Below are 26245 nucleotides of genomic sequence, written 5' to 3'. Positions count from 1 at the left end.
GTACGTCGAGCTCTGGCTCAAGGACGCCGGTCGGCACGGCGGGCCCGGCTACCTCGAGGCGTACGACGCGTGGCTCGGCTGGTTCGACGAGCAACGCATCGTCGGGGTCGGCTTCGGCTGGATCAACCTGCGCAAGGGTGGGTCTGCCACGGCGGGGGCCAGAGAGCTCCTCGACCACCCGTACGCCCTGGAGCAGCCGGTCGCCCCGGCCGTCGAGTCCTGGGCCGTCGCCCAGCACACCCGGATCGACGAGGGCAGCCGGCTGAGCCTGGGCGTCGACGTCGTCCAGGAGACCAGTGGCGACCCGGGCGCCGAGCACCCGGAGACGATCGTGCTGCGGCAGCGTCGCGGCCTGTGCCGCGCCCGCCAGGTCGACACCGTGGAGGCCGCACTCGCCGGCGCCAGCGACGGTGAGCTGTCGGTCGTGCAGATCCTCGACGCCCTCGCCCTGCTGCTCGACCGCGAGCGCGCCGAGCTGGCCGCGTCGTACCTCCCAGTGGTGCGGAGCCTGGTCCGCGACGGCTTCCTGGCACCGGTCTGAGGACCCGGCTGACCAGGTACTTCCCGGGCATCGGGAACAAGGAACTGGATCCGACGCGCTACCGTGATCGGCCGTGAGCCCGGGCCACCCCGTTGAGTGAGCCCGGGTCACCCGAGATTTCGCAGTCAGGAGAAGCAGTGGCACACAAGCTGGTGATCGTCGAGTCGCCCGCCAAAGCGCGGACGATCGGCGGCTACCTGGGCGACGACTACGTCGTCGAGTCGTCGGTCGGTCACATCCGCGACCTGCCCAACTCCGCCGCCGACACCCCGGCGGCGATCAAGGACAAGCCGTGGGGGCGGCTCGCCGTCGACGTCGACAACGGCTTCGTCCCCTACTACGTCGTACCGCGCGACAAGCGGAGCCACATCGCCAAGCTCAGGGGCTTGCTCAAGGACGCCGACGAGCTCTACCTCGCCACCGACGAGGACCGCGAGGGCGAGGCGATCGCTTGGCACCTCCTCGACGAGCTGAAGCCGAAGGGCATCCCGGTGCACCGGATGGTCTTCCACGAGATCACCCGTGCGGCGATCCTGGCCGCGGTCGATAACCCGCGCCAGATCAACGACGACCTGGTCGAGGCCCAGGAGGCGCGCCGCATCCTGGACCGGCTCTACGGCTACGAGGTCAGCCCCGTCCTCTGGAAGAAGGTGATGTCCGGCCTGTCCGCCGGCCGTGTGCAGTCGGTGGCGACCAGGTTGGTCGTCGACCGCGAGCGGGAGCGGATCGCGTTCCGCGTCGCGTCGTACTGGGATCTCGAGGGCACCTTCGACGCCGGCTCCGGCAAGGAGCCGCGGATGTTCCCGGCCAAGCTGCACAGCATCGACGAGGTGCGGGTCGCGGGCGGCTCCGACTTCGGCAACGACGGCGAGCTCAAGGACAAGCGCCAGTCCGACCGCGTGCATCTGGACCGCAGCGCGGCCGAGGGGCTGGTCGCCGCGCTGCGCGACACGTCGTACGACGTGCGCTCGGTGGAGTCCAAGCCCTACCGCCGCCAGCCCTATGCGCCGTTTCGCACCACGACCATGCAGCAGGAGGCCAGCCGCAAGCTCGGCATGACAGCCTCCGCGACGATGTCGGTCGCCCAGCGGCTCTACGAGGGCGGCTACATCACCTACATGCGGACCGACTCGACGACCCTGTCGAGCTCGGCCGTCGCTGCGGCGCGGTCGCAGGTCCGTGAGCTGTTCGGCGCGGAGTACCTCCCCGACGCGCCCCGTACCTACGCCTCCAAGGTCAAGAACGCCCAGGAGGCACACGAGGCGATCCGACCGTCCGGCGACCGCTTCCGCACTCCGGCGGAGACCGGGCTCACCGGCGAGCAGTTCCGGCTGTACGAGCTGATCTGGATGCGCACCGTCGCCTCCCAGATGAAGGACGCCGTCGGCCACTCGGTGACGATCCGCATCGGCGGCGGCACCTCGGACGGGCGCGACGTGGTGTTCTCGGCGAGCGGCCGCGTGATCACGTTCCACGGCTTCCTCAAGGCGTACGTCGAGGGCACCGACAACGACAAGCGCAAGGACGACGCCGAGACGCCCTTGCCCGACCTGCACGAGGGCGAACCGGTGTCCGCCGCGTCGCTGACCCCGCAGGGGCACGAGACCAAGCCGCCGGCGCGTTACACCGAGGCGACCCTGATCAAGGAGCTCGAGGACCGCGAGATCGGCCGGCCGTCGACGTACGCCTCGATCATCGGCACGATCCTCAACCGCGGCTACGTCTACAAGAAGGGCACCGCTCTGGTGCCGGCGTGGATCGCGTTCTCCGTCGTACGCCTGCTGGAGGAGCACTTCCCGCGGCAGATCAGCTACGAGTTCACCGCCGGCATGGAGGACGTGCTCGACGAGATCGCGGCCGGGCGCGCCGACCGGATCACCGAGCTCGCGGAGTTCTACTTCGGCTCCGATCGGGTGATCGGTCTGCACCAGCTGGTGAACGAGCTCGGAGAGATCGACGCCAAGGACCTCGCGACGTTCCCCGTTGGCGGGCCGGACTCCGGCATCGTGCTGCGGGTCGGCCGCTACGGGCCCTACCTCGAGGGGCCGGGCCGGGCCGACGGCGAGGCAGGCGGCGAGGCCGGCGCGGCGGTGCGTGCCAACGTGCCCGACGACCTTCCGCCCGACGAGCTCACCCTGACCAAGGCCAAGGAGCTGCTCGCCAACCCCGCGGGGGAGGAGAAGGAGCTCGGCGTCCACCCCGACACGGGACTGCGTGTGGTCGCCAAGAACGGCAGGTACGGCCCCTACGTCACCGAGCAGCTGCCGGAGGACGCGCCGAAGAACGCCCGGCCCCGCACGAGCTCACTCTTCGAGTCGATGTCGCTCGACACGGTCTCGCTCGACGACGCCGTGAAGCTGCTGTCGCTCCCACGCGTCGTCGGCACCGATGCCGACGGAGTCGAGATCACGGCGCAGAACGGCCGCTACGGCCCCTACCTGAAGAAGGGCACCGACTCGCGGTCCCTGCAGTCGGAGGAGCAGCTGCTCGGCATCACGCTCGACGAGGCGCTGGCGATCTACGCCCAACCCAAGCAGCGCGGTCGTGCGGCCGCCGCTCCGCCGCTGAAGGAGCTCGGGTCCGACCCGGTCTCGGGTGCGCCGGTCGTGGTGAAGTCTGGCCGGTTCGGCGACTACGTCACCGACGGTGAGTACAACGCCACCCTCCGCAAGGAGGACACCGTCGACGCGATCACCCTCGAGCGGGCGGCCGAGCTGCTCGCCGAACGACGTGCGAAGGGTCCGGCGAAGAAGACCGCCAAGCGCGGCGCGAAGAAGACGACCAAGAAGACGACGGCCAAGAAGGCGACGAAGAAGACGACGAAGAGGGCCGCGACAAAGCGGTAACACGACTAAGTCAATAAGAATAGTTGTGTTAAAGTCTCGCGCATGACCCAGCCGACGTCGAGTCTCCGCCCGTCCCGTCGCGGCCTGATGGCCGCTGCCACCGCCGGCGTGGGTCTGCTGGCGCTGCCCGCGGAAGCCCTTACGCAGCGTGCCTCCGCGGGCGCGCCGTACATCGTGAAACCCCTGCCACCGGAGTGGTTCATCGACTACGGCACCAACGCGGAGATGCGGTGGGACTCGGTGAACCCGCGCCGGTACCTGACCAGCCAGGACCGGTCGTTCGTGCGCGACCACACCGCCACGCCGCTGGGTCGGGATCGGGAGCGTCAAGTGGCTCGGCTCGCTGGAGGTGTCGACGGCCGAGCAGACGTCTCCTTGGAACACGACCTGGTATCGGATGACCGGGGGCAACTACCCGACCGACACTCCGCCGTTGACGGTCAACCCCGTCCGATCGGCGTTCGAGCTCGCGTGGGGCGAACAGCTGGTGGGTCGTCACGTGGTCACCGTGACCGGTCGCTCCTGGAGCGGCGCGGGCCAGATCGCACACGTGGACGTCAGCACCGACGGTGGCACGACGTGGGACCGGGTCCGCGAGTCATGGTGCGAGCGACGTGGCGGCTGGACGCAGTGGAGCTACGCGTGGCGCCGTCCGACGCCGGGTGACCATGTGCTCATGGCCAGGGCGACGGACATCACGGGACGGCAGCAGCCGCTGGTCACGCCGTACAACAGCAACGGGTACTTCTTCGACGCGGTGGTGCGACACCCGGTCACCGTCGGGTGAGGACGGGTCGTCCGCCTGAGGGGCCACTAGGGGTTCCTGTGGGGCGGACGACCGCCTCGGTACGCCGTTCCGCGCTTCGTGCGCTGCGGTATCGGACAGCGTCGCTGCGCTCCGCGGGGCACCTCGCGAGCAAGCTCGCTTCGGCGTCAGCTGCGGCCGTCCCCCTCCCGGCTCCGCCGGGAGGGGGACGGTCCTCGCTAACCCCACCAGAACGCGGTGGCGATGATGGCGTAGAGCACGATCAGCGACGCTCCCTCGAGCCACGTCGACTCGCCGTCGAACGCGATGAACGCGGCCAGGATCACCGACAGCATCAGCACGACCACGAGCAACGGCGAGAGCACCAGGGTCAGCGAGGCGAGCCCGAAGATCTGCGAGATCAGCACCAGCGCCGGGGCGAGCACGAGGGCGATCTGGATCGGGCTGTTCAGGATCACCGAGAACGCGTAGGCCGACTGGCCGCGCGCCGCGAGCTGGACGCCGACGACGTTCTCGACCGCGTTGCCGGCGATCGCGACGACCACGAGGCCGGCGAAGGTCTGGCTCACCGACAGCGAGTCCATCGCCGGCTGGAGCGCGTGGACGAACCAGTCGGAGACGAACGCCGCCGCCACCCCGGCCCCGGCCAGGAGCCCGAGCGCCAGCGGGAGGGGCCAGCGCGGCGCCTCGTGCGGCCCCTCATCGGTGTCGCCCTCGTCCCGGCGCAGCGAGAAGGGAAGGGACAGCGCGAACAGCGCGAGCAGCAGTACCGCGACGATCACCGAGAACGTCGTCTCGTGCGCCGCCGCCGGCGTGTGCAGCCAGTGGGTGAAGGACGGGATCGCCATCGCGGAGACCGACAGCAGCATCAGGACCACGATCGTGCGGGCCCGCTCCGAGCCGAGCTGCTGGGTGCCGTGCTTGAGGCCGCCGACCACGAAGGCGATGCCGAGGACCAGCAGCAGGTTGGCCAGGATCGACCCGACCAAGGCCGCACGCACGACGTTCACGAGCCCGGCCTTGAGGGAGAAGATGCAGATGAACAGCTCGGGCAGGTTTCCCAGAGCCGACTGCAGGACGCCGGTCGCACCCGGGCCGAACCGGTCGCCGAGCTGCTCGACCGACCGACCGACGAGCGCCGCGAGCAGGCACACCGCCGCCGCTGAGACCACGAAGGCGACCACAGGGTTCCAGTGGCCGTAGTCGGCGATCCCGGCCAACAGGGTCAGCGCGGCTCCGCCGCCGAGCAGCACCTTGTCCGAGGTCACGATCGTGGGGGTGGCAGTCGTCGCGGCTGTCATGGGCGTCACCGTAGCGAGAGCCGTGGGCGGTCTCGACTACGCTCGACCACCGAGCGAAAGGGCGGGCTGCGTGCACACCACCACCGGGGTCTTCGTCTGCTTCGAGGGCGGCGAAGGGGCGGGCAAGTCCACCCAGGCGCGGGCGCTTGCCGGCACGCTCACCGACAGCGGATTCCACACCCTGCTCACCTTCGAGCCGGGTGACACCGCGGTCGGCAAGGAGATGCGGCGCATCGTGCTCGACCCGGCCACCGGCGAGCTGTCCCACCGCACCGAGGTCCTGCTCTACGCCGCCGACAAGTCCGAGCACGTCGACACCGTGGTGCTGCCCGCGCTCGAGCGGGGCGAGGTCGTGATCACCGACCGTTACGTCGACTCGATGCTGGCCTACCAGGGCGCCGGCCGCGCGCTCGACCTGTCGGAGGTCGACACCGTGGCCCGGTGGGCCACCCGCGACCTGCGCCCGCACCTGACCGTCGTCCTCGACCTCGACCCCGAGCACGGGCTCGGCCGGTTCGACGAGCGCGACCGGATCGAGGGGGAGTCGCTCGACTTCTTCGTGCGGGCACGCGAGGCGTTCTTGTCACTGGCGGCGGCGGACCCCGACCACTACCTCGTGGTCGACGCGAGCCGCCCGGCCGAGGACGTCGCCGACGTCGTACTCACCCGGGTCGACCCGCTGCTGTCCCAGGCGGTCCGATGACGACCGCTACCGGTGCGACCGTCTGGGACACCCTGGTCGGACAGCGTGGTGTCGTCGAGTCGCTGCGCGCGGCCGCCGCGGGCAAGGGGATGAACCACGCCTTCCTCTTCACCGGCCCGCCCGGATCCGGCCGCTCGAACGCCGCGGTCGCCTTCGCCGCTGCCCTTCAGTGCGAGGAGCAGCCTCCGGGCTGCGGCACGTGCCACTCGTGCCACACGGTCCTGGCCGGCAGCCATGCCGACGTCACCGTCGTCCGCACCGATCGGCTGTCGATCGGGGTCGACGAGGTGCGCGAACTGGTACGCCGTTCGGCGCTCGCCCCGGTCGGCCGGCGCTGGCAGGTGATGATCGTCGAGGACGCCGACCGCCTCACCGAACAAGCCGCCAACGCGCTGCTCAAGGCGATCGAGGAGCCCACCGATCGCACCGTGTGGATCCTGTGCGCCCCGACGGTCGAGGACCTCCTGCCGACGATTCGTTCGCGCTGCCGGCTCGTCACCCTGGCCACCCCGTCGCCCGAGGAGGTGGCCGGCTTCCTGGTCCGTACCGACGGCGTCGACCCCGCGCTCGCGTCGTACTGCGCGCGCGCCAGCCAGGGTCACATCGGCCGGGCCCGAGCGCTGGCCCGCGACGAGCGCGCGCGCAACCGCCGCAAGGAGGTCGTCTCCATCCCCGCCCGGCTGACCAGCCTGGGCTCGTGCATGAACGCCGCACAGAACCTCGTCGAGACCACCCAGGAGGAGGCCGACCTGATCACCGGCGAGCTCGATGCCCGCGAACGCGCCGACCTCGACACGTCGTACGGCGTGGTGGAGCGCGGGCGCCGGCCCCGCGAGTACTCCCCGGCCGCCGCGGCGCTCGAGCGGGCCCAGAAGACGCGGGCCAAGCGACGCCACCTCGACGTGGTCGACCGTGGCCTGATGGACCTGGTGTCGGTGTACCGCGACGCCATCGCGATCGCCACAGGCGGTGGGGGCACGCTGGTGAACGAGGAGATCCGTCACGACATCGAGCAGGTCGTGCGCACCTCGAGCCCCGAGCTGAACCTTCGCCGGATCGGCTGGATCTTCGACGCCCGCGAGCAGATGCTCGAGTTCAACGTGCCCGTGCCACTCGCGCTCGAGTCGTTGATGGTCGCCTTGAAGGTGCCTGCTCGGTGAGACGGGCTGTCGCGGCGATCACCTTGGTGGTGGTCGTGCTCCTCGTGGCGGGCCTGGCGCTCGTCGCCACCGGCGGAAGCTCCGACAACGGCGCGGCGGGAGGCCCGACTCCGGTCACGCCGTTCGGCGGGCCGCCGGCGACGCGACCACCGTCGCCGGACCTGGCGCGCTTCTATGGGCAACAGCTCGACTGGTCCGGCTGCGGCGACAACGAGTGTGCCCGGCTGACCGTGCCGCTCGACTACCGCAAGCCGGATGGGCCGACGATCCGGCTGTACGTCCTCAAGGTGCCGGCGTCCGGGTCGCGGATCGGCTCGTTGGTGGTCAACCCGGGCGGGCCGGGCGCTGCCGGCTCGTCGTACGCCGCGGGACGAGGCACCTATTTCGGCGACCCCCTGCTCGAGCACTTCGACATCATCGGCTTCGACCCGCGCGGCACCGGCCAGAGCTCGCCCGTCGAGTGTCTCGACGACCACGACTTCAACGAGTACCTCTCCTCCGACCCTGACCCGACGACACCCGCAGAGATCGAGGAGTTCCGGCGGCAGCGGCAGCGGCTCGCCCGCGGCTGCGCAGCGGAGTCGGGCGCGCTGGCCGGTCACGTCTCGACGGTCGAGGCGGCCCGCGACATGGACATCCTGCGGGCGGCGCTCGGAGATCCCCGGATGAACTACCTCGGGGCGTCCTACGGCACCGAGCTGGGCGCGACGTATGCCCAGCTCTTCCCGCAACGCGTCGGCCGCTTCGTGCTGGACGGTGCCGTCGATCCATCGCTCGGCACCCGCGCGGCAGCGCTCCAGCAGGCCGCTGGGTTCCAGCGGGCCCTCGACGCGTACGCCGCGAACTGCGTGCAGTCGGGGGTCGGCTGCTTCCTGGGCAGGAGCGTCGCGGAGGTCCAGCAGACCATCAGCTCCGTCCTCGACCGGATCTCGCACCAGCCGCTGCCGACCAGTGACGGGCGTGAGCTCACCGCTGGGAATGCCTTCTACGGGATCGCGGCGACGCTGTACAACCGCAGCTACTGGATCCTGCTGAGCTCCGGGCTGAGGAGCGCACTGGGTGGCGACGGCTCCCTGCTGATGAAGCTGGCGGACGCGTACGCCGAGCGCAACGCCGACGGCACCTTCCAGAGCAACTTCCTCGAGGCGTTCTACGACATCTCCTGCGTCGATGACCCCTACTCCATCCCCTACCGCGAGGTTCCCTCGCAGTTGCCGGCCTTCGAGAAGGCGTCGCCCGTGTTCGGTCGCGTCTATGCGTGGGGGCTCACGGCCTGCGACGGCTTCACCCCGCGCACCGACGAGAAGACGCCGGTCATCCACGCGCCCGGCGCGCAGCCGATCGTCGTCGTCGGCACCACGCGCGACCCGGCCACGCCGTACCGCTGGGCCGTCGCGCTGGCCCGCCAGCTCGACTCCGGCGTGCTGGTCAGCCGCAACGGCGACGGCCACACCGGGTACCACCAGGGCAACGCGTGCGTCGACCGGGCGGTGGAGGGATATCTCGTCTCGGGCATCGTCCCGAAGGACCGGTTGTCCTGCTGATGACCACCCGAGCCCGTCGCGGGACGTCATACGTTCTGGCTGCTAGAGCGACCAGAACGTATGACGTCCCGAGGCACCCGCCGATTCCGTCCGCCCCGACTCCCCTCCGTATACTCACCGCCGTTGCCCGGCCGTCAGCCGACCGGGAGCAGGCCGCCTTAGCTCAGTCGGTAGAGCGATTCACTCGTAATGAATAGGTCGTCGGTTCGACTCCGACAGGCGGCTCCACGAGGTGACCAGACGAACCCCCCGAGTGACCACGGAAGTCCCGTCGCGGGACGGCGGCATTCGAGCTCGCGCACCCTCCCTGTCGATGCGGCCGGCTGACGCGAGCCAACGCTCTGGTCTGGCCCGCTCACTATGCTCCCTGGCGTGACCGTGGATGACTCTCGGGCGTCGCCTGACGGGACGTCTTCGGAAGACCACAAGGGGAAGAAGGGTCTGCCGCTGTGGCAGGAGACGATCCTTCTGCTGGCGGTCGCGATCCTGCTCGCGGCCGGCGTCAAGGCGTTCTTCGTGCAGTCGTTCTACATCCCGTCGGGGTCGATGGAGCCGGGGTTGGTCAAGAACGATCGGATCCTGGTCGAGAAGCCGTCGTACTGGTTCGCGGGGGCGCCGCAGCGCGGCGACGTCATCGTGTTCAAGGATCCCGGAGGATGGCTCGACGCCGAGGAGTCCGCTGGGCCGTCCAGCCTGGTCGAGAGGGCGATGGCCAAGGTGGGGCTCTACCCAGCCGGTGGTCACCTCGTGAAGCGCGTCATCGGTGTACCGGGCGACACGATCCACTGCTGCGACCAGCAGGGCAGGCTCGTCGTGAACGGACATCCACTCGACGAGTCGGCGGAGGTCGCGCGCAGCGGCCAGAAGTGTGACGGCCCCGAAGTCGATAGCTGCGCCCGGGCCTGGACCGTAGGGCCGGTACCGAGCGGACGCTTGTTCGTGATGGGCGACAACCGCGCACATTCCGCCGACTCGGCGTACCACGTGTGCCATCCGCGGGCGGTGGGCTGCGGCACCGGGCCCGTGTTCGTCCCGACCTCCGACGTGGTCGGGAAGGTTGCCGCGCTGGTGTGGCCACCGGGTCGGGCGCACCTCTTGCACCGCCCGGCCGGGTTCTCCGCCCTGGGTCGCTGATCCTCTGCTCGTCCGCTCAGGTGAGTGAGTCGTGTCGCGGCATGGTGCGCTTCGGCTCCGACGCCGGTGCGGCAACCTGCCGGTGATCTCTCGGATCTCCCGCCGCGCGGCGACGTTCGGGCGACAATGACGGCATGGAAGCCACGGAGCTCACGGGCCCTCCGGGGCCATGGGAGCCCCCCGACGTACCCGGTCCGCGACGGTCCGGGGAACGACGCGACCCCATGGACGCCGAATGGCCGTGGGAGACGCTGCGGGCCGAGCAGGAGGCGCGGCCCGGCACGTTCACCGCGGCCATGCGCCAGGAGTACCGGTGGGACGACGAAGCGTTCACCCGGCTCGAAGAGGCGATGCGGGCGGCCTGCGAGGTGCTGGACGGCGACGGCACCATCGAGCGCTGGGTGGGCGAGGGCTTCTGGTGCTGGACGGCGGTGATCCCCGAGCTGACCGAGCATCCGCGTTTCCAGCCGCCCGACCCGCACTACCTGCGCCGGTGCCTGGCGCGGCTGCGCGACCTCGGGTCGTGGTTCTTCAACGGCACCTCTCCCTACGGGCCCGGACACCCCTGGGAGCCGGTCCAGCCCGTGCGGCCCTGACCGGCCGCGCACCACGACTCCGGGTACGGCGAGCCACCCCCGGCCAGCGGCGACTGCTATCCAGACCAGGGACGCGCGGAGTAGTTTGTGGCCCGCCTGAGAAGTCGGGTCGGGGTCGTTTCAAAGTCCGGGATCAACCTGCGACACCGCAACGCACCGGGTGAGGGAGTCCCGGGCCGTCCCGCCTTCTCGTAGCGGCGTCGGGCGGCGCCGTGGTTGGGGGAGGTTCACGGTGGCGCGACTGCTCCACAGGCTCGGCATGCTCTGCGCGCGCAAGCCGCTGATCGTCATCGGCGCCTGGGTGGTCATGCTCGTGGTCGTCTTCGGCGCGGTGGCCAAGATCGGCTCGCTGACCAGCAACGACCTCTCGCTGCCCGGCACCGGGAGCCAGGAGGCCAAGGACCTGCTCCAGGACAAGTTCCCGCCCCAGCAGAACGGCGCGAACCCCATCGTCTTCGACATCACGTCCGGGAAGCTCACCGACCAGCAGTACACGCAGGCGATCAACGACTCCGTCAAGGCGATCAAGAAGCAGCCCCACGTCTACAGCGTCACCAACCCGCTCAGCAGCAGCGGTCAGACCGCCGGGTTGCTCTCCAAGGACAAGCAGACCGCCTTCGCGCCGGTCCTCATGGACGTCGCCTCCAGTGACTTGACCGAGGAGATCGCGCAGAACGTCGTGGACGCGGCCGACCCGGCCAAGCGGGCCGGCATCGACGTCCAGGCCGCGGGCAACATCGGGACGACGCTGTCCACCCAGGAGTCCGAGACCAGCGAGGTCATCGGCATCCTGGTCGCGATGCTCATCCTCAGCCTGGTGCTGGGGAGCCTGGTGACGATGGGCATGCCCATCCTCACCGCGATCGTGGGGCTCGGCGCGGCCCTCTCGGTGGTCGGGTTGCTCGGTCACGTGCTCGCGATCCCGACGAGCGGTCCGACGCTGGCCACGATGATCGGGCTCGGCGTCGGCATCGACTACGCGCTGTTCCTGGTCACCCGGCATCAGGAGCAGCTACGCGACGGCATGCCGATGAACGACTCCATCGCCAACGCAGTCGCGACCGCGGGAAGCGCCATCGTGTTCGCCGGCGGCACCGTGGTGATTGCGCTGCTCTCCCTGTACGTCGCGGGCATCCCCCTGGTGACCGCGCTCGGCCTGGCTTCCGCGGTCGGTGTCGTGGCCGCAGTCCTTGGAGCGATCTCGTTGCTCCCAGCACTCCTCGGCCTGCTCAAGCACCGTGTCCACTGGGTGCGGCTGCCGAGGTTCCTCGCCCCGCCGCACGTGCCCGGAAAGGGGATGTGGCACCGGTGGGCGGGCGTCGTACGCCGACACCCGATCATCGTCAGCGTCGTCTCCCTGGCCTGCCTGGTGCCTTTGATCATCCCGGCGTTCTCCCTGGAGCTCGGGCAGGAAGACGTCGGCGCGACCAACCCGGCCACCACCGAGCGCAAGGCCTACGACCTGATCACCGCCGGGTTCGGCGTGGGCTTCAACGGCCCGCTCCAGGTCGCCTCCCAGCTCGAACCGGCGGCGACGCCGAGCGCTGAGTACACCCAGAAGTACAACAAGGCGACGTCGCTGCAGAAGCAGCTCGAGAAGGACCAGAAGCAGCTGCCCAAGCAGCAGAAGCAGCTCGAGCAGCAGCAGAAGCAGCTCGAGGCGCAGCAGGCGAAGCTCACCCAACAGGGCAACGAGCTGAAGGCCCAGCAGGCATCACTCACAGCGCAGGGCGACCAGCTCAAGGCCCAGCAGGCGTCGCTGGAGCAGCAGGGCGCGCAGCTGCAGCAGCAGAAGGCGAGGCTCGAGGCCCAGCAGCGCAAGCTCGAGGAGCAACAGGCCGCGCTGAAGAAGAAGGGCGAGGCCCTGGCCGCCCAGATCAAGCCGCTGGCGACGAAGCTGGGTCGCCTGGAGATCCGCGAGCAGGTCCTCAGGCGACGCATCGAGCACGCGCAGGGTCACCCGCAACGCCTCGCGCGGCTCCACCGCCGGCTCGACCGGGTCCTGCAACGCGAGGCGGTGGTGCGCCAGGAGCTCGCGCCGCTCAAGCGGCAGGCCGAGCAGCTGGCCGCCCAGGTCCGCAAGCTCCAAGCGCAGGCCGCGGCCCTGCAGCGCCGGGCGGACCAGCTCCAGGCGAAGGCCGACGAGCTCAACCGGCGAAAGGCCGCACTCGAGGCTCAGGCCGCCTCTCTCCAGCGTCAGGGCGACGCGCTCCAGGTGCAGGCGAACAAGCTGCAGCATCAGGCCGATGCGCTCCAGGCCCAGGGCGACCAGCTCCAGGCCGAGGCCGAGGAGCTCAAGCAGAAGCAGAAGCAGGCCCAGCAGCAGCAGCAGGAGGCGCTCAAGCTGCAGGACCAGCTCACCGCCATGGTCACCGCCGCCGGTGGCGACGCACGCGGGACCGACCCGCGCGTGGTCAACCTGCAGAGCGCGCTGACGGCGACCACGGGCGTCGTCTCGCTCACCCCACCGCAGCTCAACAAGAAGGGCGACGTCGTCCTGCTGTCGGCGGTTCCCTCGACCTCGCCGGCGTCCAACGCGACCGCCGACCTGGTCAAGAAGGTCCGCAGCGACGTGCTCCCGCCGGTCGACGTGAACGGGATGACGTCGTTCGTCGGCGGCTACACCGCGTCGTACGTCGACCTGGCCGCCCTGATCAGCGCCCGGCTGCTGCTGGTGATCGGGACCGTGATCCTGCTCGGCTTCCTGCTGCTGATGGTCGCGTTCCGATCACTGCTGATCCCGCTTCAAGCGGCGCTCACCAACCTGCTCTCAGCGGCCGCGTCCTTCGGGGTCCTGACCGCGGTCTTCCAGTGGGGCTGGGGCATCTCGCAGGTCGGCATCGACACCCCGGACTCCTCGGTCCCCATCGCCAGCTACGTGCCGCTGATGATGTTCGCGGTGCTGTTCGGCCTGTCCATGGACTACGAGGTCTTCCTGGTCAGCCATGTCCAGATGCACCACCACGAGGGTGAGGAGGCCAGGCAGGCCGTCGCGTCGGGGCTCGGCTCGAGTGCCAGGATCACGTCCGCTGCGGCGCTGATCATGGCGTCGGTGTTCGCCAGCTTCATCCTCAACGGCGACCCGGTGATCAAGCAGTTCGGGGTCGGGCTCGCCACGGCTGTCCTGCTCGCCGGCATCCTCGTGGTGACCCTGGCCCCGGCCCTGATCGTGCTGTTCGGCAAGGCCGCCTGGTGGCTGCCGGCCTGGCTCGACAAGGTGCTGCCGCACATCTCCGTCGAGGGCGAGACCATGCCTGCCTCCGACCCGACCCGGGCAGATGACGGCGACCTCGGCGACGACGACGGCGACGCGGGCGACTCGGGTCCGACGGAGCCCGCCGCACGAGCCCGGCGTGAATGACTGAGCCCGGCTAAGCGGTTTCCGAGGCAACGGGCGCGAGCTGCTGGCCCGGGTCGACCGCGTCTCCGCCGCGGCGGCGCGGGATCGTCGCGGCGATCGCGACGCCGACGAAGGCCGCGACCGCGCCCACGACGAAACAGGCCTGGAACGCACCCTGGCTCGGCAGCAGGAAGCCCCCGAGGGTCGTCGTCGAGCTGGTGAGCATCGTCGCCATCACCGCCGCGGCCAGCGTGGTGCCCACGGAACGCATCAGCGCATTCACGCCGACGGCGGACGCGGCCTCGCGTGCCGGGGCCGCGTCGAGGATCAGCGTCGGCATGGCGGCGTAGCCGATCCCGACTCCCGCGGCGGCGACGCACGAGGCGATCAGCAGCTGCCAGGGAGCGCCCATCAGCGCGGGTGCGACGACGTAGCCGGCCCCGAGCACCGTGCCCCCGATCATCAGCGTGTGCTTGGCGCCGGTACGCCGCATCAGGTTGCTGGACACCGGCGCGAACACCATCATCATCAGGCCCGCCGGGGCCATCCACAGACCCGCCTCGAGGATCGTCTGGCCGAGCCCGTAGCCCGTGGCCGACGGCAGCTCCAGCAGCTGGGGGACGACGATGGACTGCGCCATCATGCCGAAGCCGATCGCGACCGCCGCGATGTTGGTGAGCAGGATCTGCGGGCGCGCGGTGGTGCGGAGGTCGACCAGCGGTTCGCGCTGGCGCAGCTCGAACGCGCCCCAGGCGACCAGTACGACGAGCCCGCCGACGATCGCGCCCCAGGTACGCCCCGAACCCCAGCCCCAGTCGTTGCCCTTGGAGACCCCGACCAGGAACGTGACCAGTCCGACCGCCAGGCCGAGGCCGCCGACCACGTCGAAGCGACCCGGCTGGGCGTCGTGGATGTGGGGCACCAGGAAGATCGTCGCGAGCATCACCACCAGGGCCAGACCCGCCGACACCCAGAACATCAGGTGCCAGTCGTGGCCGTCGGCGATCCAGGCGGCCAGGGGGAGCCCGATGGCGCCGCCGACGCCGAGGGTCGCACTCATCGCGGCGATCGCGGTGCCGGTGATGTGCGGCGGGGTGAACTCGCGCATCAGCGAGATGCCGACCGGGATGAAGCCCATCGCGAATCCCTGCAGGGCGCGGCCGGCCAGCACCGGCAGCAGGCTGCTGGTCATGGCCACGACGACGGAACCGGCCACCAGCAGAGCGGCGTTGACGACCAGCACGCGCTGCTTGCCGTAGAGGTCGGCGAGCCGCCCGGCCACCGGCATTGACACCGCGGCCGCCAGCAACGTGGCGGTGATGACCCACCCGGCGTTCGAGCCGGACGTGTGGAGCAGCTCGGGGAGCTCGCTCTGGATCGGGATCACCATCGTCTGGGTCAGCGCGGCGCTCAGGCCGCCGAAGCAGAGGGCGACGACGGCGATGACCGGGTTCGGGGCGGGGCGCGCCGGACGCAGCGAGGTCACGAGGTCTCCAGGGATCGATCGGGTGCAGCCCGAGGCTAGCAGGTCGTTGCCATTGACAACTAATTCTTGCGGAACGCCGCGTCCCGGCCCGGATGCGCGGCACTAGCATCGGCAGCCACAGGCGCCCGGGCGCCCGAGGTACGGGGAAGGCATGACGACACTGACGCCGGCGCGGAGCCTCGCGGTGGGGCGCGGCCGGCGCGCGCTCGGCGCCGTCGCTCTGCTGCTGGTGGCCGCCTTCACCGTCACCACGCTGCCGGGCGTGCGGTCGACGACGACGTTCCACGTCCTGTACGACGGCTGGCTCCAGGGCAGCGGGTACGTCGTGCTCGCGCTCGTCGCTCTGGTCCGGCCGCTGTCCACCAGCGTGAACCGCACCCTGTGGTGGCTGGTCGCGGCCGGTGCCGTGCTGCATGCCCTGGGGTTCGTGCTGTTCCTCGGGTACGTCCGCCTCCTCGACAACTCGCCGTACCCCTCCGTCGCCGACGCGGCGTGGATCGCTGCGGACCTGGTCATGCTGGCGGCGCTGTGGGTGCTGCTGCGCACCCGGATCCGCTCGCGGTCGGTCGATGTCGCGCTGGATGCCCTGGTCGTGGGCCTCACCGTCGGCGGGGTCGCCGTCCTGCTGCTCTACCGGACGCTCGTCGACATCGCCCACCAGTCCGACCCCGGGCAGATGGTGACGACGGACCTCCTCTACCCGATCCTCGACATCGCGGCTCTGGTGATCGTCACCGGCGCCCTGGTCAGGCTCGGCTGGCGCTCGATGTCGACCGCCCTGCTGGCCACCGGCATCGCCGCCGAGGCGATCGTCGACGCGGTGTTCGTCTACCAGGCGAGCGCCGGCACCTACCACCCGGGCATGTTCCTGGCGGCGCTGTCGCTGATCGCGGCAGCAGCCATCGCGTTCGCCGGGTGGGCGCCCGAGGGTGAGCAGCGGGAGATGCCGGGCTACGAGTTCTCGAGGGTCGCGGTGGCGGCGGCCCTGGGGCTGGTCGCGGTCGCCGCCCTCGTCTACGCAGACCTCCGCGACGTACCTGTCGGCGGCGTCGTACTGCTGGCCGCCGCCCTGGTGGTCGGCATCGGACGAGCCATGCACACCGTCGCGCGGAACCGCGGGACGGCGGAGTCGGCGATCAGCTTCAAGGACGCCCAGGTCGTGCGCTTCCAGTCGCTGGTCGAGACCTCCGACGACTTCATCGCGATGGCCCGGCCCGACGGTCGCATGATGTACGTGAACCCTGCCGGGCGGAGGCTGGTGGGCATCGAAGGTCGAGACGTGAGCCGGATGACCATCGCGGACTTCCTGACCGAGGAGGGTCTGGTCACCTCGGTCGAGGTCGAGCAGCCGGCCGTCGTCCGGCACGGTCGCTGGTCCGGGCAGTCGACACTGCGTGACCACCGCGGTGGGCCGCCGATCCCGGTCGCGATCTCGAGCTTCCTGATGCGTGACCCGGAGACCGGCGACCCGTTCGCGCTGGCCACCGTCCAGCGCGACATCTCCGACCGGGTGGCTGCGCAGTCGGCCCTCGAGTGGCTCGCGGAGGAGCGGCAGCGCCTGCTGGACCGCCTGGTGCAGGCCCAGGAGGACGAGCGCGCCCGGATCGCGTCCGACGTCCACGACGACTCGGTGCAGGCCCTCGCGGCCGTCGAGCTCCGGCTGGGCCTGCTACGCCGTCAGCTCGGGGACGCCCGACCCGAGCTGCACGAGACGGCCGAGACCCTGGCCGGCACCGTCCGCGACGCGATCGGGCGATTGCGCGCCCTGCTCTTCGACCTGGAGTCACCGGCGGTGGGGACCGACCTGGCGACGGCGCTCGGCGTCGCCGCGGAGGACGCCTTCGAGGACCGGATCCGCTGGCGGGTCACCGGCAGCTCCGAGCTGGACCTGCCGGAGAGCCTGCGCGTCACGGCGTACCGGATCGCGCGGGAGGCGATGTCCAACGTCGTCAGGCACGCCGACGCACGCGAGGTGGTGATCCGGCTGAGCCGGGTGGGCTCCGGGGTCGAGGTCGCCGTCGAGGACGACGGACGCGGTTTCGACCCGGTGACGGTGGAGCCGCGCCCCGGCCACCTGGGCATCCCGGCCATGGCAGACCGCGCCACGATCGCCGGCGGGCGACTCGAGGTCGAACGGCGGGACGAGGGCGGGACGCGGGTGCGGATCTGGCTCCCGTCGCCGCTGGACGACCTCGGGAAGGACCTGGAGGGCTCCGTCTGACCGTACCGGGGGAGATGGGTCAAACGGAGCCCGCTCCGGTCCTCCGAGAGGCCCGCCGACGGCGTCACGGGGGGAACGCCGCCGGGCGGGGGCACTCGTCGGGGCGGCGATCCGACCGCCCTCGGGCACCGACGTGCGGCGACCGTGGGCAGGATCGATGCCGACCGACCGGGGGGAGGCCAGCCGACTTCCGGACCGCTCCCCGTGACGGGGGCTCACACAGGCTCGCGGCTCTCGCGCCCGGACGCATGAGTCGGGCGCGCCGACTTGGATAGCGCGGATCTACTAGACCGGCCAGGACACACGACGCTGGCGGGCGCGTCTCACAGGTCCGGGAGGAGTCCCTGGCGCACCGCGATCGAGAGCGCCTCCAGCTTGGAGTGGGCGCCCAGCTTGGCCGAGAGGCTGGCGATGTGGTTGCGCACCGTGTGCACGGAGACCACCAGGCGCTCCGCGATGGCAGCGTTCGACAGGCCCTCCGCCACCAGCGCCAGCACCTCCCGCTCGCGGTCGGTGAGCTCGTCGGCGGAGCGGACCTTGACCCTGCCGAACCGCGGCAGCAGTCGGGCCAGGAGCTCCGGAGAGATCACCGACTCGCCGGCGGCCGCCGCGCGCACGGCCGCGGTGACCTCGGCGAGGCTGCGGGTCTTGGACAAGAAGCCCGAGGCACCGGCGTCGATCGCGGCCAGGAGGACGTGGTCGGCCGCGCTGGCGGTCAGGACGACGACCCCGATCGACGGGTGTACGGCGCGGAAGTCGGGGATGGCAGCGACGCCGTCACCGTCGGGCATCCGGTGGTCCAGCAGGACGACGTCGGGCTGGGTGGTGTCGATCAGGGCACGAGCCTGCTCCAGGGTCGTGGCGACGCCCGCGGTGGTGATGTCGTCCTCGGCGTCGAGCACCATCGCCAGACTCGCCGCCAGCACCTCGTGGTCGTCGACGATCAGCACCCGGATCGGGCGTTGGTCCGCTCCGGTTGAGCTCTCGTGTGCCTCGGACACGTCCGCTCTCCCTCACGCCTCGCCCTCGTCCACGGTGGCACACATCTAGTACATCCGCACTACTGGTCCTGGACCTGCGAACGCATGCGGCCGGTTGCAAAAAGCAGCACCTTGTTGAGAGTGACCTCGCCTTGTTCCCGGTGCGCGCCCGCCGGCGTCCCGGCGCTCGGCGCGTGAGCACGATCCGCGTGGTCGTCGCGGACGACGACGAGACGATGCGCCGGGCCATGGTCGACGTACTGGAGGCCCACGGCGGGTTCAGCGTGGTCGGTGACGTGGCCACCGGCGTCGGCCTGACGGAGCTGGTCGCCGCCGCGCAGCCTCAGCTGGTGGTTCTCGATGTCCGGATGGCATCCGGTGGCCCGGCCGCGGCCCGCGCCCTGCGCGCCCAGCCTCCGCACCCGGTCGTGGTCGCGGTCTCGGCGAGCAACGACGTGTCCACCGTGGCCGAGATGTTCCGGGCCGGCGTGAACGGGTTCCTGGCGAAGGGACATCTGGGTACGACGTTCGCCGACGACCTGGTTCGCTGCACCCGCGGCCAGGTGCTGATCGGTGTCCCTCATGGCGTCCACGTGCTCCGCGCCCTCGGCAACCGCCCTCCCGAAGGCCCGGTGGACTGAGCCCGGAAGAAATCACCGGCGGACCGATGAGTTCTCCGTCGCCCCGTCGTTCCACGTGATGACAGCCCTGCCACAGTGGGCACCCACACGAAGGAGAACGACATGGACTGGAAGCTGGAAGTGGTCATCGCCCCGGTGTCGGACGTCGAGCGCGCTCGGGCGTTCTACGTCGACACGCTCGGGTTCCGGCTCGACAGCGACTTCCACCCGAACGACTCGTTCCGCGCGATCCAGGTGACGCCCCCGGGGTCGGACTGCTCCATCGTGTTCGGGACCGGCCTCGGCGGCGGTGTGGCTCCCGGCTCGCTGAAGGGCACGCACCTCGTCGTCGACGACATCGAGGCCGCCCACGTCTTCCTCGAGGAGAAGGGCGTGTCGAGCACCGGACCGCAGCACTTCCTCGACGGCGTGCAGACCCCGGGCGTCGAGCCGAACCGCGCCGACTACGGGACCTTCATCTTCTTCGATGACCCCGACGGCAACTCCTGGGCCATCCAGGAGGTCAAGCACCACGCCCGCTGATGGACGACGCCAACGACATGGAGGCCGCCTTCGAGCGGCACCGACGCGAGCTCCACGTGCACTGCTACCGGATGCTGGCGTCGTACGACGACGCCGAGGACGCGGTGCAGGAGACCTATCTTCGGGCCTGGCGCGGACGAGACGGGTTCGACGGTGACAACGTCCGTGCCTGGCTGTACCGGATCGCGACCCACGTCTGCATCGACCGCTCGCGGGCCCGGCAGCGCCGAGTGGCCGCCGGTACGGAGGTGAGCTGGCTGACGGCGTACCCCGACACCTTGCTCGACGAGGTGCCCGCGGACGCCGACCAGCCGGACCAGGCGTACGTCGCGCGCGAGACTATCGAGCTGGCGTTCCTGACCGCTCTCCAGGTGCTGCCACCACGGCAACGCGCGACGCTGCTGGCGCGGGAGGTGCTCGGGCTGCCGGCGGCGGACACGGCGCGACTGCTGGAGACCAGCGTGGCCGCGGCCAACTCGGCGCTCCAACGGGCGCGCGAGACGATGCGTCAGCACCTGCCGTCGCATCGCGGCGAGTGGTCGGCGAACGAGCCGAGCGCGGACGAGCGGCAGCTGCTCGCGACCTTCATCGACGCCCACGAGCGATGCGACGCCGAGGCCGCGGTGACCGCGGCGGCCACCGACATCCGCGTCACGATGCCACCGAACCCGGCGGTGTACGACGGGCTGGACGAGGTGAGCGTGCTGATCCGGCGAGGTCTCGGCCCCGACCGTGCCGGCGACTGGCGGCTCCTGCCGATCGGCGTCAATCGGATGCCGGCCGCGGTCAGCTACCTGCGCCGGCCGGGCGACTCGAGGTACCGGGCCTTCAAGGTCGACGTGCTGCGGATCGCGGACGGGCAGATCGCGGAGATCACGACGCTCGGCCCGGCGCGCCTGCTCGGCCCGCTCGGTCTGCCCGAGACCCTCGGCTGACCCTTCGGGCGACCCGGCAGGATGGGGCCCGTGGCTCACTCGCACCGCGCGGCTCCGGACGGTGACGTCACGATCGGCGGACACGTCCGGCTGATCCTCCACGTCGCGCTGGTGCTGGCGGCCCTGGCGACCGTCGTCGGGCTGGTCGCCCTCTGGCCCGACCACGGCGACGTCGACCGGGTGCGCGCCCAGGCGCCGTACGCCGCTCCCGGGGTCACGACCCCGGACGCCGAGGTGGTCTCGGTCGGCCCGGCCTGCCCGAAGGGCCGCACGGCGCAGGACTGCGACACGGTCCACGTCAGGGTGCTCGAGGGTGCCGGCAAGGGTGACCGGGCCGACGTCCAGGTGCCTCCCGAGGTCACGTCGTCGGGGATCTCCCGCGGAGACCACCTCGAGGTGTTCCGGACCCCGGCGAAGAACGGGCAGCCGGTGAGCTACACCTTCAGCTCCGTCCGCCGGACCGTGCCGCTGCTGTGGCTGACGATCCTCTTCGTGGTCGTCGTGGTGGCGGTGGCCGGCCGGCGCGGCGCGATGGCCGTGGTCGGTCTCGTGGTCAGCGGGGCCACGCTCTACTACTTCCTGCTGCCCGCCCTGCTGAGCGGCAAGCCCGGTCTCGCGGTGGCCTGTGTGAGTGCCTCCGCGATCATGTTCGTCGTCCTCTACACCACGCACGGCTGGTCACTGCGTACCAGTACGGCGCTGGCGGGCACTCTGGTCGGCATCGGGCTGACCGCACTGATCGGGAGCATCGCCATCGGCCAGGCCCACCTGACCGGCATCGCCGACGAGACCGGCGGGACCCTCTCGACGTTCGCCGGTGGCGGCCTCGACTTCCAGGGGCTGCTCGCCTGCAGCATGGTGCTGGCCGGGCTCGGCGTGCTCAACGACGTCACGATCACGCAGGCGTCGTCGGTGTGGGAGCTGCGGGCGGCCGCCCCGCACGCGGGTCGCCGGCAGATCTTCACCAGCGCGATGCGGATCGGGCGCGACCACATCGCCTCGACCATCTACACGATCGTCTTCGCCTACGCCGGTGCTGCGCTGGTCGTGCTCATGCTGCTCTACGTCTACAACAGGTCGCTGCTCGACCTGGCCTCGACCGAGTCACTGGCCGAGGAGGTCGCCCGCACCTTCACCAGTGCGATCGGGCTGATCCTGGCGGTGCCGGTGACCACGGCGATCGCGGCGTTGATCGCCGGGCCGGTCGAGGACCACGACGCCTGATCACGCGAACGGTCGACCAACCCGCTCTCGTCGATCATCCGCAGGTCAGGCGTCCGACACCTCCGCCACGACGTACGGCGTGCGCCCGGCGAGGCGGGTGACGACGACGCCCGTGACGGTCATCGCGAAGGCGACCCCGGCGAGCACCACGAGCTGGAACTGCGCGGCCTCGACCGGTGAGGCGCCGCCGAAGAGCGCACCGACGAAGGCGCCGGGCAGGGTCACCAGACCGGTCGACTTGGTCTGGTCGAGCGTCGGCAGCAATGCCTCGCGGACGGCCTCGTGCCCGATCTCCTCGTGCGCCTGGCTCGGGGTCGCCCCCAGCGAGAACCAGCCCTCGATCTCGTCGCGCCGGGCGTGCGACGTACGCCGGAAGTTCCGGCCGGCGAGCGTGGCGGCGCTCATGCTGTTGCCGATCACGATCCCGGCGACCGCGACCAGGTCACGGACGTCGAGGTCGACCAGCCGCAGCGCGAAGATCACCACGAGCGCGCAGCCGGCGCCGGCGAGGACACCGGCGACCGCGATCCGGCGGCCGTGCCAGAGGCCACGGATCCGGCGGGCCGAGGTCCACGACGCGGTGGTGAGCATCAGGACGACGAAGGCCGCGACCGTCCACGGGACGGCGAGGATGCCCCGAAGCAACAGCGCGACGATGCTCAGCTGGACGGCCGCGCGGACCACCACGACCAGGGGGAACCAACCCAGCCCGATCCGGGCCCAGCGGGCGAGTGCGACGGTGAGGCCGGTCATCGTCAGCAGCCCGGCCCCGAAGGCGGCGTACGACGCGATCCCCTGCACGGGGCCAGTGTTCCGCACGGGGAACGTCCGTCGAGGAGCGCTAGTGCTCGTCGACGAGCACTAGCCTCGGCGCCGTGAGGTTGCGTCGGGGGATGGTGGCGATGATGGGCGCCGCGGTGGTGGCGACCTGCCTGACCTCGTGCGGGCACCACGACGCTCCGCCGTGGGACCACCTCAGCTGGCGCGCGGTCCGGCTCCCGGTCCCGGCGGGCGACCGTGCGCTGGTGCGCGGCGCGACCTGGTGCACCGACCGTTGGGTCGTGGTGGGCGCGACCGCCGACGGGCGAGGCAGCACGAAACCCGCGGTGTGGGCGAGCGGCGACGGCCGGCAGTGGCGGACGCTTCCGCTGAACCCTGAAGGCGACTTCTACGCCGCGCGAGCGGTCCTGACCTCGGTCGGCTGCGCAGACGGTCGGCTCGCCGTCCTCGGCGCGAAGCCCGGCGGCGCCCACGGCAACCCGCGCACCGCCACCTGGCGACAGCTGCCCGACGGCACGATGGCCGCCGTGCGGGCGCCGTTCGAGCTGTACGGCGGCCAGAACGCGGTCGCGGTCAACCGCCTGGTCGGCGGGCCGGGCGGCTACCTGATCGCGGGCACCCGGGTCACTGGCGCGGCGGTCTGGAGCTCACGCGACGGGGACCGGTTCCGGCTCCATGAGGGTGCGCCGGGGCTGGCGAGCACCTCGCAGCTGAGCACCCAAGCCCTGGACGCTGTCTGGTGGCACGGGGCCTGGACCGTGGTGGGAATGGCCAGCGACGACACCGGCCGACTGACCGCCACCGCCTGGACCGGCTCCGGCGCGGGTCGGTGGACGCCGACCACTTTGCCGGGTGGTGGCACGATCACGACCGCGGAGCGCCTGGCACTGACCGCCGAGGGGCCGGTCGCGGTCGGCCTCGACGACAAGGGGTTCGGGGTGTGGGCCGATCGGCAGGGCCGCTGGTCGCAGGAGTCGACGTTCGGCGCCGAGGACCCTGGCGGCACCTCCGCGGCGTACCTCAGCGGGGTCGCGTGGACCGGCTCGCTGCTCGCCGCGACGTACAGCGACGGGGCGAGGTTCCGGCTGGCGATCGGCGCCACCGGTGGCCTCGACGTCGTACCGCTCCCGACGACCGTGACCGTCCGGGGCGACCACACGGTCACCATCGCCACCCATCTCGACGACGCCGTGCTGCTCACCGACGACGGTGCGCAGGGCCGTGTCTGGCTCACCCGGGTGCCGCGGGCGACGGCCTGAGCTGTCACGTTTGGGCCGCGCGCGGTGTCTACATGTCAGAGGCACGCGAGACACAGCAACGAGAGGACCCCGTCGTGAGTCAGACCGCGACCGACACGTTCGTGACCCACCGCAACCTGCTCTTCACGGTCGCCTACGAGATGACCGGCTCGGCGGCCGATGCCGAGGACGTGCTCCAGGAGGCCTGGATGCGCTGGGCCGAGGTCGACCACGACGACGTCCGCGACGCACGCGCGTACCTGGTGCGGATCACCACCCGGCTGTCGCTCAACCGGCTTCGGACGGTCCAGCGCCAGCGCGAGGCGTACGTCGGCCCGTGGCTGCCCGAGCCGTTGCTGACGTCGCCGGACGTGGCCGAGGACGTCGAGCTCGCCGACTCGGTCTCGATGGCGATGCTCCATGTCCTGGAGACGCTGTCACCGATCGAGCGCGCGGTATTCGTGCTGCGCGAAGTCTTCGAGCTCCCGTACGACGACATCGCGTCGGCCGTCGACAAGTCCCCGGCCGCGGTCCGGCAGATCGCGCACCGGGCACGCCACCACGTCCACGCCAGGCAGCCGCGGATCGAGGTGTCGCTGCGCGAGCGCGAGGCCGTGGTCGATCGGTTCCTCGAGGTCGCGCGCGGCGGTGACATCCAGACGCTGATGGACGTCCTGGCTCCCGACGTCGTCCTGGTCACCGACGCCGGCGGCACGAAGAGAGCTGCTCTCAGGCCGATCCTGGGTCGCGACAAGGTGATGCGGTTCCTGGCCGGGGTCAACGACCCGCGGGCCGAGGCGGAGCGCCGTACCGTCAACGGCGCACCCGGCCTGTGCGTCCTGATCGACGGCGAGATCGACACCATCGTCACGTTCCTGGTGGAGGGCGGGCTCGTCACCGGCATGTACGTCGTCCGGAACCCGGAGAAGCTCCACCGCCTCGCCGAGCCGGTCAGCCTCGCCCGCTGATCCACCGACTCGGCGAAGGGTGCGTGGGGCGCGCGTCGTACAGTGGGGTGCACAAGACAGGGGAGCCCCGAGCGGGGCTGAGAGTGCGGCGGAGCCGCAGACCCTCCGAACCTGATCCGGTTAGCACCGGCGAAGGGAGTCAGCTCCATGGCTTTGATCCGTGCGTGCCTTCGCGTCCCCATCCGAGCGGCGGCGGGCGCGCTCGTCGCGGCCGCGCTTGCCGCGTGCTCCCTGGTCGGCGCCGACGACCGGTCCGAGGGCAGCAAGGACGTCGTCCTGGTGACCCACGACTCGTTCGTGCTCCCCAAGTCGCTGATCGCGCAGTTCGACCGGCAGTCGGGCTACCACCTCGTCGTCCACGCGGCGGGTGACGGTGGCACCCTGACCAACAAGCTGGTCCTCACCCAGGGCAACCCGACGGGCGACGTCGCCTTCGGCGTCGACAACACCTTCGCCAGCCGCGCGCTCGACGCCGACGTCTTCGCCACGACCGATGTCCGGCTCCCGGCCGGCGCCCAGCAGTACGTCGTGCCCGGCGACGACGGCCGTCTCGCGCCGATCGACAACGGCAACGTCTGCGTCAACATCGACCCGGGCTGGTTCGCCGACCACCACCTCGCTGCTCCGCGGTCGCTCGACGACCTGGTGAGGCCGGCGTACCGCGGCCTGACCGCCGTACCCGGTGCCACGACGTCCTCCACGGGGCTCGCGTTCCTGCTCGGCACGATCGGCAGGTACGGCGACGGCTGGTCGGCCTGGTGGCAGAAGCTGGTCGCCAACGACGCGACCATCACCGACGGCTGGACCCAGGCCTACGAGACCGACTTCACCCAGGGCGGCGGCCACGGCCAGGACCCGATCGTGGTCTCCTACGACTCCTCGCCGGCGTTCACCGTGGCCAAGGGCAGCCACACCTCCACCACCAAGGCCCTGCTCGACACCTGCTTCCGCCAGGTCGAGTACGCCGGTGTCCTCACCGGCGCGGCGAACCCGGCCGGCGCCAAGGCGTTCGTGGAGTTCATGCTCAGCCCAGCCGTTCAGCGAGCCCTTCCCGACGCGATGTACGTCTTCCCGGTCCGCCGCGGCACACCCCTGCCCACGGCGTGGGCGTCGTTCGCGGTCCAGCCGCGCCATCCGTACGTCGTGAGCCCGGCCGCGATCTCGGCCCACCGCGACGCGTGGCTGCGCGAGTGGAGCAACCTCGTGAGCAGATGACCCAGACCAGGCGGCTCGCCACGTTGGCCGTCACCGCCCTCGTGCCCCTGGCGGTGCTCGGTGTCTTCTTCGTGCTCCCGGTCTCGGGCATGGTCGGTCGCGGC

The 26245-nt window shown here is 71.0% G+C and carries 20 protein-coding genes, 1 tRNA gene, 1 pseudogene and 1 riboswitch; of the genes and pseudogenes, 18 read left to right on the top strand and 4 right to left on the bottom strand.

Annotated features, from left to right (window positions below):
* From VGJ24_RS09035 to VGJ24_RS09025, 3 genes and pseudogenes are all read left to right on the top strand, one after another.
* Positions 1-541, top strand: a pseudogene (locus tag VGJ24_RS09035) (transferase); the annotation flags it as partial.
* A 137-nt stretch (positions 542-678) separates the two neighbouring features.
* Positions 679-3387 (top strand): type I DNA topoisomerase, encoded by a 2709-nt coding sequence (topA, locus tag VGJ24_RS09030; RefSeq protein ID WP_331500212.1) that lies wholly within the window; start codon positions 679-681, stop codon positions 3385-3387.
* A 433-nt stretch (positions 3388-3820) separates the two neighbouring features.
* Positions 3821-4174, top strand: a complete 354-nt coding sequence (locus tag VGJ24_RS09025; RefSeq protein WP_331500211.1) for a hypothetical protein — start codon at positions 3821-3823, stop codon at positions 4172-4174.
* Positions 4175-4371: 197 nt separating this feature from the next.
* On the opposite strand, the gene cax is transcribed toward VGJ24_RS09025, so the two are convergent.
* Positions 4372-5454, bottom strand: coding sequence for a calcium/proton exchanger (gene cax, locus VGJ24_RS09020; protein WP_331500210.1), 1083 nt, complete (start codon positions 5452-5454; stop codon positions 4372-4374).
* 70 nt (positions 5455-5524) lie between these two features.
* On the opposite strand from cax, the gene tmk reads away from it, so the two are divergent.
* From tmk to VGJ24_RS08985, 7 genes are all read left to right on the top strand, one after another.
* Complete coding sequence (gene tmk / locus VGJ24_RS09015) at positions 5525-6157, top strand: dTMP kinase (protein WP_331500209.1); 633 nt, start codon at positions 5525-5527, stop codon at positions 6155-6157.
* Complete coding sequence (locus tag VGJ24_RS09010; RefSeq protein ID WP_331500208.1) at positions 6154-7317, top strand: DNA polymerase III subunit delta'; 1164 nt, start codon at positions 6154-6156, stop codon at positions 7315-7317. Before tmk ends, VGJ24_RS09010 begins: the two co-directional genes overlap by 4 nt.
* Positions 7314-8861, top strand: coding sequence for an alpha/beta hydrolase (locus VGJ24_RS09005; protein WP_331500207.1), 1548 nt, complete (start codon positions 7314-7316; stop codon positions 8859-8861). The genes VGJ24_RS09010 and VGJ24_RS09005 overlap by 4 nt, the downstream gene beginning before the upstream one ends.
* Before the next feature lie 152 nt (positions 8862-9013).
* Positions 9014-9089, top strand: a tRNA-Thr gene (locus VGJ24_RS09000).
* A gap of 144 nt (positions 9090-9233) precedes the next feature.
* On the top strand, positions 9234-9995 hold the full coding sequence (gene lepB / locus VGJ24_RS08995; protein WP_331500206.1) for a signal peptidase I: 762 nt from the start codon (positions 9234-9236) through the stop codon (positions 9993-9995).
* A 224-nt stretch (positions 9996-10219) separates the two neighbouring features.
* Positions 10220-10591, top strand: coding sequence for a hypothetical protein (locus VGJ24_RS08990; protein WP_331500205.1), 372 nt, complete (start codon positions 10220-10222; stop codon positions 10589-10591).
* Positions 10592-10823: 232 nt separating this feature from the next.
* Entirely contained in the window at positions 10824-13952 is a 3129-nt protein-coding gene (locus VGJ24_RS08985) for an MMPL family transporter (protein WP_331500204.1), read from the top strand.
* Positions 13953-13962: 10 nt separating this feature from the next.
* On the opposite strand, the gene VGJ24_RS08980 is transcribed toward VGJ24_RS08985, so the two are convergent.
* Positions 13963-15417, bottom strand: coding sequence for an MFS transporter (locus VGJ24_RS08980; protein WP_331500203.1), 1455 nt, complete (start codon positions 15415-15417; stop codon positions 13963-13965).
* Between the two features lie 151 nt (positions 15418-15568).
* On the opposite strand from VGJ24_RS08980, the gene VGJ24_RS08975 reads away from it, so the two are divergent.
* Positions 15569-17638: a histidine kinase gene (locus VGJ24_RS08975; RefSeq protein WP_331500202.1), complete on the top strand. Its 2070-nt coding sequence runs from the start codon at positions 15569-15571 to the stop codon at positions 17636-17638.
* Positions 17639-17961: 323 nt separating this feature from the next.
* Here VGJ24_RS08975 and VGJ24_RS08970 read toward each other — a convergent pair whose 3' ends face one another.
* On the bottom strand, positions 17962-18639 hold the full coding sequence (locus VGJ24_RS08970) for a response regulator transcription factor (RefSeq protein ID WP_331500201.1): 678 nt from the start codon (positions 18637-18639) through the stop codon (positions 17962-17964).
* A 173-nt stretch (positions 18640-18812) separates the two neighbouring features.
* Between VGJ24_RS08970 and VGJ24_RS08965 the strand changes: the two genes are divergently transcribed.
* The 4 genes from VGJ24_RS08965 (at position 18813) to VGJ24_RS08950 (ending at position 21940) form a co-directional block, all read left to right on the top strand.
* On the top strand, positions 18813-19259 hold the full coding sequence (locus tag VGJ24_RS08965) for a response regulator transcription factor (protein WP_331500200.1): 447 nt from the start codon (positions 18813-18815) through the stop codon (positions 19257-19259).
* A 102-nt stretch (positions 19260-19361) separates the two neighbouring features.
* Positions 19362-19781 (top strand): VOC family protein, encoded by a 420-nt coding sequence (locus tag VGJ24_RS08960; protein ID WP_331500199.1) that lies wholly within the window; start codon positions 19362-19364, stop codon positions 19779-19781.
* Positions 19781-20716: an RNA polymerase subunit sigma-70 gene (locus VGJ24_RS08955; RefSeq protein ID WP_331500198.1), complete on the top strand. Its 936-nt coding sequence runs from the start codon at positions 19781-19783 to the stop codon at positions 20714-20716. Before VGJ24_RS08960 ends, VGJ24_RS08955 begins: the two co-directional genes overlap by 1 nt.
* Positions 20717-20746: 30 nt before the next feature.
* The gene (locus VGJ24_RS08950) at positions 20747-21940 is read left to right on the top strand and encodes a YibE/F family protein (RefSeq protein WP_331500197.1); all 1194 of its coding nucleotides are present in this window, start codon (positions 20747-20749) and stop codon (positions 21938-21940) included.
* A gap of 45 nt (positions 21941-21985) precedes the next feature.
* On the opposite strand, the gene VGJ24_RS08945 is transcribed toward VGJ24_RS08950, so the two are convergent.
* The gene (locus VGJ24_RS08945) at positions 21986-22741 is read right to left on the bottom strand and encodes an ABC transporter permease (protein ID WP_331500196.1); all 756 of its coding nucleotides are present in this window, start codon (positions 22739-22741) and stop codon (positions 21986-21988) included.
* Positions 22742-22815: 74 nt separating this feature from the next.
* Between VGJ24_RS08945 and VGJ24_RS08940 the strand changes: the two genes are divergently transcribed.
* From VGJ24_RS08940 to VGJ24_RS08930, 3 genes are all read left to right on the top strand, one after another.
* Positions 22816-23979, top strand: a complete 1164-nt coding sequence (locus tag VGJ24_RS08940; protein ID WP_331500194.1) for a hypothetical protein — start codon at positions 22816-22818, stop codon at positions 23977-23979.
* A gap of 32 nt (positions 23980-24011) precedes the next feature.
* Entirely contained in the window at positions 24012-24926 is a 915-nt protein-coding gene (locus VGJ24_RS08935) for an RNA polymerase sigma-70 factor (RefSeq protein WP_331500193.1), read from the top strand.
* 48 nt (positions 24927-24974) lie between these two features.
* A riboswitch (TPP riboswitch) is annotated at positions 24975-25081 on the top strand.
* Positions 25074-26141, top strand: a complete 1068-nt coding sequence (locus tag VGJ24_RS08930; RefSeq protein ID WP_331500192.1) for a thiamine ABC transporter substrate-binding protein — start codon at positions 25074-25076, stop codon at positions 26139-26141. (Overlaps the previous riboswitch by 8 nt.)
* The last annotated feature ends 104 nt before the right edge of the window (positions 26142-26245 follow it).

This window comes from Nocardioides sp. (genome assembly GCF_036493135.1).
Lineage (GTDB): Bacteria > Actinomycetota > Actinomycetes > Propionibacteriales > Nocardioidaceae > Nocardioides.
This window is presented reverse-complemented; position numbering and strand designations above follow the sequence as displayed.